This window comes from Streptococcus sp. CF7_Ac1-12 (assembly GCF_024295905.1).
Taxonomy (GTDB): Bacteria; Bacillota; Bacilli; order Lactobacillales; family Streptococcaceae; genus Streptococcus; species Streptococcus mitis_AP.
Map to the genome: position 1 here is coordinate 62,427 of NZ_JANCPG010000010.1, position 12,839 is coordinate 75,265.

A 12,839-nucleotide genomic window follows, 5' to 3' on the forward strand; every position below is an offset into this window, starting at 1 on the left:
TTTATCAAATTTTATTTAGTGTTAATTTGGTTAAAACGAGCAAGTTTAGCTGCTTTTTGAGTTAAATTAGACAAGATAGCCAAACGATTTTGACGGACAGCCTGATCTTCTGCCATTACCATGGTATTCTCAAAGAAAGCATCAATAACTGGGCTAAGTGCAAAGAGTTGTTTCAATTGTTGACTTGCAGATCCTGATAAAGCAAGTGTTTCTACTGCTTCTGCCAAGGCTTTTTCTTGGTCATTTTCAAATAGTGTTGAATCAACTGTAGCAACTCCTTCTGTCTTCTCAGCCAAGTTAAAGGCACGAGAAAGTGATTCAACAGATGGTTTGAAGTCATCTTCTTTGCTTGCTTCCACGAGAGCGCTTGCTGCTTCCAACATATCCGCCACAACAAAGTTTGATCCTGCAAGAACGGCTTCCTTGATATCTTTTGGTGTAGAACCCATCATCTTATCAACACGAGCCTTGATAAAGTCCATAACCTCTGTCTTATTTTCATAAGTCAAGCTGTCAAATTTCAAAGCATAAAGGCTATCAATTAACTCATCCATAGCAATGTGCCAACCAAAGGCATCCAAGATACGAACCACACCTTGAGTTGCACGACGAAGGGCATAAGGGTCATTAGAACCTGATGGAATCAAGCCTACTGAGAAGAAACTCAAAATCGTATCCAATTTGTCTGCAATGGCAAGCACTGCACCGACCTTGCTCTCTGGAAGCTCTCCCTCAGCTGATGTAGGCATGTAGTGTTCACGAATAGCAGCCGCCACTGCTGGAGTTTCCCCAGCAAGAAGGGCATATTTCTCACCCATAATTCCTTGGAGCTCGTCAAATTCACCAACCATACCTGTCAACAAGTCAAATTTGTAAATGGCAGCTGCGCGAGCTAGGTCAACTGTTTCATCCACTGACAAACCTGCTTTTTCAGCCAAAAGTACCGCAATCTGACCCGTACGAATCATGTGCTCACGAAGGGAACCAATCTTCTCATGGAAGGTGACATTGTTTAATTTTTCAACAAGGTCTGAAATCACCAATTTTTGGTCTTCACGCCAGAAGAATTCACCGTCTTCTAAACGAGCTACCAAGACTTTTTCATTTCCTTTGATAACATTTTCCAAATGCTCTGCATTTCCGTTACGAACAGAAATGAAGTTTGGCAAGAGTTTTCCATCTTGATCACGAACAACAAAGTAACGTTGGTGTTCCTTCATCGAAGTCACCAAGACTTCTTCTGGAACTTCAAGGTATTTGGCATCAAAGCTTCCCATAAAGGCAGTTGGGTATTCAACCAAGTTCAAGACTTCATTCAGCAAGTCAGCATCAATTTCGATACGTACACTGTGTTCAGCTTCGATTGCTTTGATTTGGTCAACAATCATTTGCTCACGTTCACGTGGATCTGCGATTACAAACTGCTTACGAAGATCTTCTTCATAGCTCAAAGCTGACTGAATCTTTGTTTCTTGTCCCAAGAAACGATGGCCACGGCTCACACGATCACCCTTGATATCAAGGAAATCCAAATCAAACTCTTGCTCATCTAAAAGAACGGTTAAAGTGTGAACAGGACGAATGTACTCAAAGCTATTGCCAGCCCAGTGCATGCTAACAGGGAAAGTCAATGACTTCAAGACATCTACAACACCAGGAACAATGGCTTCAACTGCTTGACCAATTTCTTCCTTGGTAACATAGACATATTCTTCACCCTTGATTTCACGGAATTCGATATCTTCAACAGTCAATCCTTTTCCACGAACAAATCCTTGAGCTGCTTTTGTGAAGTTTCCATCACTATCCAAGGCAATTTTCTTTGCTGGCCCCTTAAAATCTTCTGTCAAATCAGACTGTTTGTCTGCAAGACCAGTAACTCGAACAGCCAAACGACGTGGTGTTGAGAAGGTTTGAATAGCTTCAAAAGACAGGCGGTTTTCCTTGAGGAAGGCTGCCATTTTTTCACCTAGTTGTTTTTCACTTGGTGTGACAACATAGGCTGGTAATTCTTCAAGACCGAGTTCTACTAATAAGTTTTTTGTCATGTTTTTTCTCCGAAAAGTATCTTTTTATTTTCCAGTTTGCCTTATGTGATTGGCACGCAAGCAACCAACTTCGTTGTTTCATTGCTAAAATTGGAGCCAAAAGTCTCCAATTTTGCCTAGTATCCTTAGCTTCACTAAGGATACCTTCATCACTGCGGCAACTGGCTCAGGGCTCACTCTGTTCGCCCATTTTCGTAATTTGTCACTCTCTTTATTCTGCGTCTTCTGCTAAGAGTTTAGCTCGTGTTTCTTCATCCAAAAGTGGGTAACCTAGGCGTTTGCGCTCTGCGACAAAGGTTTTGGCTACGACACGGGCCAAGTTACGGATACGGGCGATATATCCTGCACGCTCTGTTACAGATACCGCACCACGCGCATCAAGCAGGTTAAAGGTGTGTGAACATTTTAGAACATAGTCATAGGCAGGGTGAACCAAACCTTCTTCTAAGGCACGACCAGCTTCTTTTTCAAACTTATCAAAGTTTTCCAGCAACATTTCTTGATCTGAAATTTCAAATGAATATTTTGAGTGCTCATACTCAGGCTGGATGAAGATTTCTCCGTATTTTACACCATCAGCCCACTCGATATCATAGACAGAGTCAACCTCTTGGATATAAGAAGCCAAGCGCTCCAAACCATAGGTAACTTCCGCAGTCACAGGGCCAGTTGCCAATCCACCGACTTGTTGGAAATAAGTGAACTGAGTGATTTCCATCCCATCAAGCCAAACTTCCCAACCAAGACCAGCTGAACCAGTTGATGGGTTTTCCCAGTTGTCCTCAACAAAACGAATATCGTGTTCCAAAGGATTGATTCCCAATTTTTCTAAAGACTCAAGGTAAAGTTCTTGGATATTTGATGGAGAAGGCTTCATGACCACCTGGAATTGATGGTGTTGGTAAAGACGGTTAGGGTTTTCCCCGTAACGACCGTCAGCAGGACGACGTGATGGCTCTACATAAGCCGCATTCCATGGTTCAGGTCCAATAGCGCGAAGGAAAGTGTAAGGACTCATTGTCCCCGCACCTTTTTCATTATCATAAGCCTGCATAAGCATACAACCTTGGTCATTCCAAAATTGTTGCAAAGTAAGGATGATTTCCTGGAAAGTCAATTTTTTAGACATTGTTTACTCCTTTAGTTTTTATATTTCTTTTTCAATTAATTTCTGCTGAACAAACCAATTTAACAAGGGAAGAGTTTTATCTGTATTTGCCCATAAATGATAAGAATCGAAGACCGCTTGTACACTACCTAGATTTTCTACCAACTTATCTATTGTCAAAAAACTACGCCAGTATTCGTAAAAAATACTTGCATAGTTCTTATCATAAGTCGAAGAACCAAAATCATTCAATGAATGCCAACCATACTTCTTCTGAAAAAGTTCTACAAGAGATTGATTACAAATTTTTTCCGCTTGAAATTCCTCTTCTGTCAAGAAATACTTGCGACTAATATATTCAACCATCCCCTCTTCGAACCATATATAAGAGTCGTAACCATCAAAATCATCTAAAAAATGCTCCGACCAATGAGCTAACTCATGTCCTACAATCTGTAAGAGGAAATTTTCAGATAAAGAATGATAGTGACTTTCTATTGCTTGAGTTTGCTGAGAACACTCGTAGTCCATCAACTGATACAAATACAACTCTTTCCAAACAGCTAAATCAGGCGTCATAACCATTCGTCTATTATTTGTATAGGCTGGAACAGCACTTTCCCTAATAATCTGTGTAGCAGCATTAAAACTTGACCAAATAACGGCTTGCGGTAAATCACAGACTGCAAGTTCATTCTTTAAAAAAGATTGATAATCTTTCAACTTTTCAGTATTTCTTACTACAAAATCACGAAATGTAGCTAGTTGACTATCGTCTTTTACAAGATAAAGGTTTTCCACGTCTCTCCTTTCTTTCACATAATAGACTGAATAGCGAAAGAACCGCGTCCGACAATCCTAGGTTGATTTAACCTAGGGGCGTCAAAAACGCGGTTCCACCCTAATTTATTACTTCATTGTTTTTGAAAATACTACAGAAAGCGCCAGCTCTTTATTTTGTCCTACTTGGCTCCCACTATCCCAAGCTCGCTTGAAGAACGCCATAAGACTTTCTTTCCTGCTGACTATTATATCAAAAATTAGAACAATGTACAATTTTTTTATGATTTTCTAGAAATCCATATCATCAACTCGTGGAGCACCAGACTGAACAGCAATTGTTTTTAAGGTTTCACGTTCCTCACGATTCAGCTCAATTCCGAAACAATCAAGATTAGCCTGAATACGAGATGCTGTAACAGATTTCGGAAGGGGTAAAAATCCTTCTGCTAAGCTCCATGCCAAGGCTATCTGAGCAACAGACTTTCCGTGATTTTCAGCTATTTCTTGCACTTGCTTGTTATCAAACAGTTCTCCCTGACCAAAAGGACCCCAAGCTTCCAATAAAATTCCTTTTTCTCGACAGTAAGCTACGACTTCTTCTTGATATACACCTGGCGCCAAGCGGATTTGATTAACTGCAGGAACAATTTTTGCTGTTTCAAGCAATGCATCCAAATGCTTGGGAAGGAAATTACTAACTCCGATAGCACGGATTTTACCTTCATTATAGAGATCTTCCATAGCTCTCCAAACTTCCGCATTTCGAGTTTTCCATTGGTCATTCTCTCTAAGTGGTTTTGGATTTGGCCAATGAATCAAATACAAATCCAAATATTCCAATCCCAGCTTCTCTAAAGACTCTTCAAAAGCCTGACGAGCTTGCTCATAGTTGTGATTTGTATTCCAGAGTTTGCTGGTTACAAAAATTTCCTCCCTAGGAATCCCACTATCTTGAATAGCACGACCAACGCTTTCTTCGTTTTTATAGATGGCAGCCGTATCGATATGGTGATAGCCTGCCTTTAAAGCCTCCAAAACTGCTTGGTAGGCAATTTCTCCATTCTCAGCTTTCCAGGTTCCAAATCCTAGAACTGGAATTGTAACGCCATTGTTTAAAGTATAAGATTTCATTTTTTTCCTTTCTAAATTAGAAGAAAATCCAAAGAGCCAAATTTTCAAGGAAAACTTATCTCTTTAGATTTTGTGTATTATTGATTGCGGTCGTAGTAGAGCTGGTGGGCTTTAAGACGAGTATCTAACAAATCTGGAATTGTCACAAAGTCATAACCTTGACCTTTCAAATAGTCAATAACCTTCGGTAGAGCATTGACCGTCTCAGCATGGATATCATGCATGAGAATAATAGAACCATTCTTGACTTCGCGTTGAATTTCTGTCAAAATCGCTGCTTCATTTTTGTTCTTCCAGTCCAGACTATCCACATCCCACATAATAAAGCTCAAATCAAGGCCATTGCGAATGTCATCTGTAATGGCTCCATAAGGTGGACGCATGAGTTTAGAACTAGAGCCCAGCACCTTAGTTAGCGCATCCTCAGTATCAGTTATTTGTTTTTTGGCTTCGTCAAGCGAAAGTTTTGAAAGCACTGGATGGCTCCAACTATGGTTCCCAATGACATGACCATCTGCTTTCATGCGTTTCAAAATCTCTTCATTTCCAGAAACATTCTTACCTAGTACAAAGAAAGTTGCCTTAATACCATACTTAGAAAGAGTATCTAATGCTTGATTTGTCGTTGCAGGATTCGGTCCATCATCAAAAGTCAAGGCTACTACTTTACGATTTTTCTTTTCATAATAGGCCTTGTAAAGTTCGGCATCCTTATCTAATAGATAAGAGGACTGAATGACCTCAAAGAAACTAGATACTGGTAAGGCAATCTCATCTAGATTTTCCACTGCCTGACTTGGATAAAGGATAATTTGGCTATCCTTATAATCAAAGTTCCATGCAGACAGGTCTTGGTCAGAGAAGCCTTTAACAAGCAGATCAATCTTTTCTTGCTCCAATTTCTTATCCTGTAAGAAAGAGGTCATTTCTTTAATCAGCTGTTCTTTGGCTTTACTAGCATCTGAAAATAATTGATCAAGTGTAAAAGATTTACCATCTTCTGTCAAATGAACTTTTGCCAGACTAGTTTTTTCAGTCTCTTCAACTTTTGACGAAGTTAAATCATAGACTTGTTTCATCACACTTCGGTTGACAATCCCTTTTAAAGTCGAATCCTGTTTCTCCGTATAATAAAAAACCAGATTTTCCTTATCCTCTAGATTGTCTTTAATACCCTGTGTCATAATTCCCTTTATAGGCGAAATCACTTGCTCCCCTTGGAGAGGATAATAGGCAATTACTTCTGCTTGTCCCTTACGAAAATGATCCTTCTGATTTCCCTCACTCAATTGATCATCTTTCTCTTTTTTGAGCGATTCAATCTTTTGTTCAAAACTTTGTTTTGTGTATATTTTGTATCCAATTATTGAACCAAGGACACAAATACTTACTGAGAAGATAGCTACTAGGGCTATTAGACTCATTCTTATCTTATCGTGATTCTCACGCTTTGCTCTACTTTTATCCATAAGACCATCATATCAAATTCAAGCTATAATTTCAATGATTTTGGAGGAAATAGTATATTAAAAAAGAGGGGCAACCCCCTCTTAAAATCTTATTTGACTGCTTCTTTCAAAGCGTCTACCTTGTCCAAACGTTCCCATGGAAGATCAATATCTGTACGTCCCATGTGTCCATAAGCTGCTGTTTGACGGTAAATTGGACGCTTGAGGTCCAGCATTTGGATAATTCCTGCAGGGCGAAGGTCAAAGATTTGACGCGCTGCTTTTTCAAGCTTGCTTTCAGCTACTGTTCCTGTACCAAAGGTATCGATACGAACAGAAACGGGTTGCGCAACACCGATTGCGTATGCCAATTGCACTTCTGCCTTTTTAGCAAGACCCGCTGCAACGATATTCTTGGCAATATAGCGCGCAGCATAAGAGGCTGAACGGTCCACCTTAGTCGCATCTTTACCAGAGAAGGCACCACCACCATGACGAGAGTAGCCCCCATAAGTATCTACGATAATCTTACGACCAGTCAAACCTGAGTCCCCTTGAGGTCCACCGATTACAAAACGACCAGTAGGATTGATGAAGAATTTTGTTTGCTCATCCAAATAAGAAGCTGGAATAACCTCTTTGATAACCTTGTTAATGATATCATTGTGAATTTGTTCGTTGCTGACTTCTGGATCGTGCTGAGTTGAAATCACGACTGTGTCCACACGTACTGGACGGTCATTTTCATCATACTCAACTGTAACTTGTGACTTGGCATCTGGGCGAAGATAGCTAATTTCACTAGACTTACGAAGTTCTGCCAGACGACGAACCAATTTATGGCTGAGTGAAATTGGCAATGGCATGAGCTCTTCTGTTTCATCTACCGCAAATCCAAACATGAGTCCTTGGTCTCCAGCACCAATCAAGTCCAGCGGATCTTGGTCTGCATTCCCACGAACCTCCAAGGCTTCGTTGACACCTTGGGCAATGTCAGGAGATTGTTCCACCAAAGATGGGTGTACTCCCACCGTCTCCGCAGAAAAACCATATTCTGTATTGGTGTAGCCAATCTCTGCAATGGTATCACGAACTACACGGTTAATATCCACATAGGCATTTGTAGAAATTTCACCAAAAACGTGGACGGAACCAGTGTATACAGCTGTCTCAGCAGCAACGTGCGCCTCTGGATCCTTGGCTAAAATAGCATCCAAAATCGCATCTGAAATTTGGTCTGCAATCTTATCCGGATGCCCCTCAGATACAGATTCAGACGTGAATAATTTACGTTCTGACATAAAAATGTCCCCCCTTAAAAATAGTGTTATAGAGTTACAAAGTACTGATAGGTATTTTTATTCTATAAGAGTTACGACGCAAAAGAAATAAAAACGATACTTTTTTATTTCTGAAGCTAGTAAGGCGCATAGGATGACCGCACTATAGCGGCAACCGTATGGAGCCGTCATTCTTTGCGAGTTGCAAAGTACTGATAGGAAAACTCTTAGTAATAAATGCCTACCATCTTATCGGGACTATATAACTTTATCATTATACCATTTTTAAGTACAATTTGCAGTCTTTAATGTAGAGTTTTGGTTAAGATAGTTCGTTATCATAAATAAAAAAAAGTTGGAGCTCAGCACTCCAACAATTGCTATTAAAATGTTTGGCGTTTTGCTTTACGCTCTGCACGACCGCGAGCGCGATTTTCAGCGCGCTTGTTTTTCCGACGTTTTTCATCAACCGCCCATTGAATCTTCTTCTTATAACCTGGTTTGACTTTTTTCTTTTTCTTTTTAACCAAACCAATCATTTCGATATCAAGCTTATCTTGTTTTTTCTCACGGTTGGCACGACGATCACGGTCATAAGTATCTTGAAATTCCCCGTCTTTGACCATCTTAGGAGTAAACTTGATTCCTAATTTCTCCAACTCACGGATATCAGAGTCATCACTTGGCTGATATAGGGTAATAGCTGTACCTGGTAGGCCGTTGCGTCCAGTACGACCAACACGGTGCACGAAGAAGGATAAGTCTTGCGGAATGGCATCATTAATAACATGGCTGACACCTTCAATATCAATTCCACGCGCTGCCAAATCCGTTGCGACAATATACTCAAAATCCAGATTTTTCACCTGATTCATGATACGCTTGCGCTCACGAGGGGCAATATCTCCGTGAATCTTTGCCACCTTCAAACCTTGCGCAGTCAAGTAAGCATGCAATTCATCAGCCCGTGTTTTAGTGTTAACAAAAATCATTGCCAAATAAGGTTGCATCAACTGAGTCAGCTGGTAAATTTGAGCATTCTTGTCACGTCCCTTAGTAGAAATCAACCAATTATCAATAGTGTCAGAAATGACCGTTTTGGTCTTGATTTTCTCCATAACAGGATTTGATAAGTATTTTTTCAAGAATGGTTGCAACTTTTGTGGAATGGTCGCTGAGAAGACCATGAATTGCAAGTCTTTTGGAAGGCTGCCAGCAATCTTATCAACAGTTTCCAAGAATCCCATATCCAAGGTCATATCAGCCTCATCGACCACAAAGGTCTTAGCCTTGTGAATAGCTAAATCAGCAGATTTAACCAAGTCATAGATACGGCCTGGCGTACCGATAACAATATGAGGTTGGTTGCTTGCTAATTTCTCAATCTGGCGAGCCTTATCTGTCCCCCCCACATAATTAACCACACGAATTTCCACTTCTGAGTGGGCTGCAATCTGACGAGCTGCTTGGTAAATCTGAGTAGCCAACTCACGGCTCGGTGCCGTAATCACTGCTTGAACACTATCGCTGGTTTCATCTAATTGCTGGAAAATCGGCAATAGGAAAGTGTGAGTCTTACCCGAACCTGTTTTTGATTCTCCTACTAGGTCACGACCTGCCAAAACAATAGGAATCAACTTATCTTGCACCTCTGTTGGAGCTGTAAATTTCAGCTCCTCCAAGGCTTCTCTAATATAGTTTTTAAATTGAAATTTCGTAAATGACATAATATCCTCGATTCTATCTATCCTATCAATTATACCACATTTTACTCCATTTCAGTAATCTCACTTATTTAGGCTATTTCCAGTAGCTTCTCTAGTTAGAAAAAGGCTGGAATTTGTGAATCCCAACCTCTTTTCAGTCCTTATTTCCAGTTTAAAATAGCATTCAAGCCATAGTGATCACTCACTTGTGGACTCTTGTTACCATCAAATACGACATGTAAATATTCCACCTCTAACTCTTTGGTAGTAAAAACATAGTCGATTCGAAGGGGTTCTGTGTTCCCCTTCCAGCCATCAATTTCTGGTGGAACAGTATAGCTACCACTTTTCTCTTGAGCAACTTCAAATGCGTCTTGTAAGCCTAATGGACTAGCTAAAATAGCTTGGTAACCTTCCTGTCCAGCCGGATTGTTGAAATCTCCAGCTAGCAAAAGCGGCTTGTTCAATTCTTTCAAGACAGCCTCAAATCGTGTCCATTCTTCTTGGAAACCTTTATCCCACCAAGAAAGGTGGACACTTGCAACTGCAAGCTCCTTACCATCAACTACAGTTTCAGCCAAGGCAACACGACGAGTATGATAGTCTGTTGGATCATCCACATCTGAAACTAAAATTTCTCTGGCTTCAATAGGTGTTTTAGACAAGATAGCCACACCTTCGTGGTAGCGATCATAACCGATATGGTTATAGGCCCAAGTCCAGTAGTAATTTTTCCCTTGCTCAGACAACTTTTCAACCAAAAGTTTAACATAGTGATCTTGGTGAATAGGCTCAGCTGCTGGCAAAGCTTGATAAAGGTCATTAACCTCCACCTCTGGCGAAGTGATCTCCTGATTGATTTCTTGGAAACAAATCAAATCATAGTCCTTTTCAAGAATATCCTGAAGCAAAATCTGGAATTTTTCCTCTGCTTCTTTCTCCATCCAACTGTGAGTATTGAGTGTTAAAAATTTCATTCTTTTCTCCCAAAATAAGAGGTTGGAATACAGCTTCCAACCTCAAGTATATTACAATTCTACTTTAGCAACTGCTGTTTTAGCTGCAAGAGAACCTGTTTTTTCTAATTTAACTGATTTAATTGCATCACCATTTGTGAAGACAACTACTGTTGAAGTTTCACGTCCTGCTGCACGGATAGCATCCAAGTCAGCTGTAACAAGGAGATCACCTGCTGCAACTTTTTGTCCTTCAGCAACATGAACTGTAAATGGTTTACCTTCAAGACTTACTGTGTCCAAACCAATGTGAACCAATACTTCAAGACCTGGTTCAGTCACAAGACCAAGAGCATGTTTTGTTGGGAAGATGCTTGATACAGTACCTGAAACTGGAGATACAATGTTTCCATTTGCAGGTTCAACAGCAAATCCGTCACCCATCATTTTTTGAGCAAATACTGGATCTTTTACTTGTTCCAAAGCAACAACTTGACCATCAGCTACTGAGTATACTTCCTCAGTAAGACCTTTATAGTGAACTGTGTTTTGTTGTGCTTCTGTCATTTGACTTGGAAGAGTTTCAGGAATAACTTCACCTGAATCAAGGATATCTTGGATATCAGATTTCAATACGTCTGCTTTTGGACCGTAGATAGCTTGAACTCCTTGTCCTTTCATGACAAGACCCATAGCTCCTTCTGCTTTCCATTGTTCTGCATCACCGACTTTGTCAGCGTCTTTTACAGTTACACGAAGACGAGTCATACATGCGTCTACATCAACGATGTTTGCACGTCCACCAAGAAGGTTGATAATGTTTACAGCTTGAGAACCAGCTGCAACTTTCACTTCGCTGCTAGCTTCTTCTGAACCTTCAGCAGTTTCGTAGTTTCCGTTACGTCCTGGAGTTGCGTAGTTGAATTTTTGAATCATGAAGTTTGCGATAAAGTACATGATTACAGCAAAGAGAACAGTTACCCAAATGAAGTTAATGATATCCATACCGATACCAGCACTGATTGCAATAGGTGTACGAGTCAAGAACTCGATTGAACCGAATGAGTGCATACGTAGGTTTACGACGTCAGCCATAGCAAAGGCAGCACCTTGAACAAGTGAGTAAACAAGATACATAGGTGTTGCTACAAACATGAACATGTATTCGATTGGTTCAGTAACCCCTGTCAAGAATGTTGCAAGAGCTGTCGCAATCATCATACCTTTGTATTTGTGTTTCTTATCAGCATCAACATTACGGTAGATAGCTACAATCACACCCATCAAGATACCGAATGAACCGATCATTTGTCCAACTTTGAAACGAGCTGGGTGAACAGTATCTAACAATTGTTGGTAATGACTTGCATCTGTACCTTTAAGGTTAACAAGGTCTGTTACCCATGCAAGCCATAGTGGGTCTTGACCAAATACTTGAGTACCTTTAGCTGCACCTGTCAAAATCTCATAAGTACCACCAAGAGCTGTATAGTTCATTGGGATTGTCAACATGTGGTGAAGACCAAATGGCAAGAGCAAACGTTCCAAAGTACCATACAAGAATGGTGCAAGGATTGGAGCAGTTTCTTGTGAGTTAGCAATCCAGATACCAAAGCTATTGATACCTGTTTGAACTACTGGCCAGAATGCAGCAAGTAGAATTGCAGCGATTGCTGAACGAAGAATAACTACAAATGGTACGAAACGTTTCCCGTTGAAGAATGAAAGTGCATCAGGAAGTTTACGGAAATTGTAGTATTTGTTGTAAGCAGTTGCCCCTACAAAACCTGAGATAATCCCTACGAATACACCCATGTTCAAGGCTGGAGCTTCAAGAACACTGATAAAGTAATCAGCAACTTTGATTGAACCACCGAATAGAGTAGTTACCATAGCATCTGGATTTTTCAACATATCACCTGATACACCAAAGATTGTACCAGTAATACGGTTAATCAAGATGAAGGCAAGACCAGCGGCGAAAGCACCACCAGCACGTTCTTTAGCCCAGCTACCTCCAATGGCTAGGGCAAACAAAATGTGAAGGTTACCGATAACCCCCCAACCGATTTGCTCAAGAATTCCACCTGTGATTACAAGTGGTGCAAAGGTTGGGTTAATCATCACGATAGACTTACCGATTGAAATCATCAAACCAGCAGCCGGCATAACGGCGATAACCACCATCAAAGCCTTACCGAATTTTTGCCAAAATTCGAAAGACAAGACATTTTTGAATGTATCTTTCATCATTCAAATCTCCTTTATTTTTATTTAGGCAAACGTTTTACGAAAACGTTTGCACTTTCTATAATTCAATTATACCACTTTAATTTTTTTTGTAAAGGCTTTTATAAAAAAAAGTAGACTTTTTTCTAA

At 40.3% G+C, this 12,839-nt stretch carries 9 protein-coding genes; all 9 read right to left on the bottom strand.

Annotated features, from left to right (window positions below):
* Positions 1-11: 11 nt before the first annotated feature.
* Positions 12-2,048 (bottom strand): glycine--tRNA ligase subunit beta, encoded by a 2,037-nt coding sequence (gene glyS, locus NMM17_RS06415; protein ID WP_254754066.1) that lies wholly within the window; start codon positions 2,046-2,048, stop codon positions 12-14.
* Between the two features lie 211 nt (positions 2,049-2,259).
* Positions 2,260-3,177 carry a glycine--tRNA ligase subunit alpha gene (gene glyQ / locus NMM17_RS06420; RefSeq protein WP_000038736.1) on the bottom strand — a complete coding sequence of 306 codons (918 nt, stop codon included), beginning with the start codon at positions 3,175-3,177 and terminating at the stop codon, positions 2,260-2,262.
* Positions 3,178-3,195: 18 nt separating this feature from the next.
* Positions 3,196-3,957, bottom strand: a complete 762-nt coding sequence (locus NMM17_RS06425; protein ID WP_000429572.1) for a hypothetical protein — start codon at positions 3,955-3,957, stop codon at positions 3,196-3,198.
* Positions 3,958-4,227: 270 nt separating this feature from the next.
* The gene (locus tag NMM17_RS06430; RefSeq protein ID WP_000844579.1) at positions 4,228-5,070 is read right to left on the bottom strand and encodes an aldo/keto reductase; all 843 of its coding nucleotides are present in this window, start codon (positions 5,068-5,070) and stop codon (positions 4,228-4,230) included.
* 77 nt (positions 5,071-5,147) lie between these two features.
* Positions 5,148-6,539 (bottom strand): peptidoglycan-N-acetylglucosamine deacetylase PgdA, encoded by a 1,392-nt coding sequence (pgdA, locus tag NMM17_RS06435; protein WP_050542114.1) that lies wholly within the window; start codon positions 6,537-6,539, stop codon positions 5,148-5,150.
* A gap of 89 nt (positions 6,540-6,628) precedes the next feature.
* Positions 6,629-7,819, bottom strand: coding sequence for a methionine adenosyltransferase (gene metK, locus NMM17_RS06440; protein WP_000003943.1), 1,191 nt, complete (start codon positions 7,817-7,819; stop codon positions 6,629-6,631).
* Between the two features lie 362 nt (positions 7,820-8,181).
* The gene (locus NMM17_RS06445; RefSeq protein WP_254754067.1) at positions 8,182-9,525 is read right to left on the bottom strand and encodes a DEAD/DEAH box helicase; all 1,344 of its coding nucleotides are present in this window, start codon (positions 9,523-9,525) and stop codon (positions 8,182-8,184) included.
* Between the two features lie 140 nt (positions 9,526-9,665).
* Complete coding sequence (locus NMM17_RS06450) at positions 9,666-10,481, bottom strand: endonuclease/exonuclease/phosphatase family protein (protein ID WP_000670849.1); 816 nt, start codon at positions 10,479-10,481, stop codon at positions 9,666-9,668.
* 51 nt (positions 10,482-10,532) lie between these two features.
* Positions 10,533-12,713 (bottom strand): PTS transporter subunit IIBC, encoded by a 2,181-nt coding sequence (locus tag NMM17_RS06455; RefSeq protein ID WP_000974069.1) that lies wholly within the window; start codon positions 12,711-12,713, stop codon positions 10,533-10,535.
* Positions 12,714-12,839: the final 126 nt, after the last annotated feature.

What these genes read in the sequence shown, in the direction of transcription:
- glyS (WP_254754066.1), bottom strand. Translation starts at nt 2,048, where the DNA reads ATGACAAAAAACTTATTAGTAGAACTCGGTCTTGAAGAATTACCAGCC.
- glyQ (WP_000038736.1), bottom strand. Translation starts at nt 3,177, where the DNA reads ATGTCTAAAAAATTGACTTTCCAGGAAATCATCCTTACTTTGCAACAA.
- NMM17_RS06430 (WP_000844579.1), bottom strand. Translation starts at nt 5,070, where the DNA reads ATGAAATCTTATACTTTAAACAATGGCGTTACAATTCCAGTTCTAGGA.
- pgdA (WP_050542114.1), bottom strand. Translation starts at nt 6,539, where the DNA reads ATGGATAAAAGTAGAGCAAAGCGTGAGAATCACGATAAGATAAGAATG.
- metK (WP_000003943.1), bottom strand. Translation starts at nt 7,819, where the DNA reads ATGTCAGAACGTAAATTATTCACGTCTGAATCTGTATCTGAGGGGCAT.
- NMM17_RS06445 (WP_254754067.1), bottom strand. Translation starts at nt 9,525, where the DNA reads ATGTCATTTACGAAATTTCAATTTAAAAACTATATTAGAGAAGCCTTG.
- NMM17_RS06450 (WP_000670849.1), bottom strand. Translation starts at nt 10,481, where the DNA reads ATGAAATTTTTAACACTCAATACTCACAGTTGGATGGAGAAAGAAGCA.
- NMM17_RS06455 (WP_000974069.1), bottom strand. Translation starts at nt 12,713, where the DNA reads ATGATGAAAGATACATTCAAAAATGTCTTGTCTTTCGAATTTTGGCAA.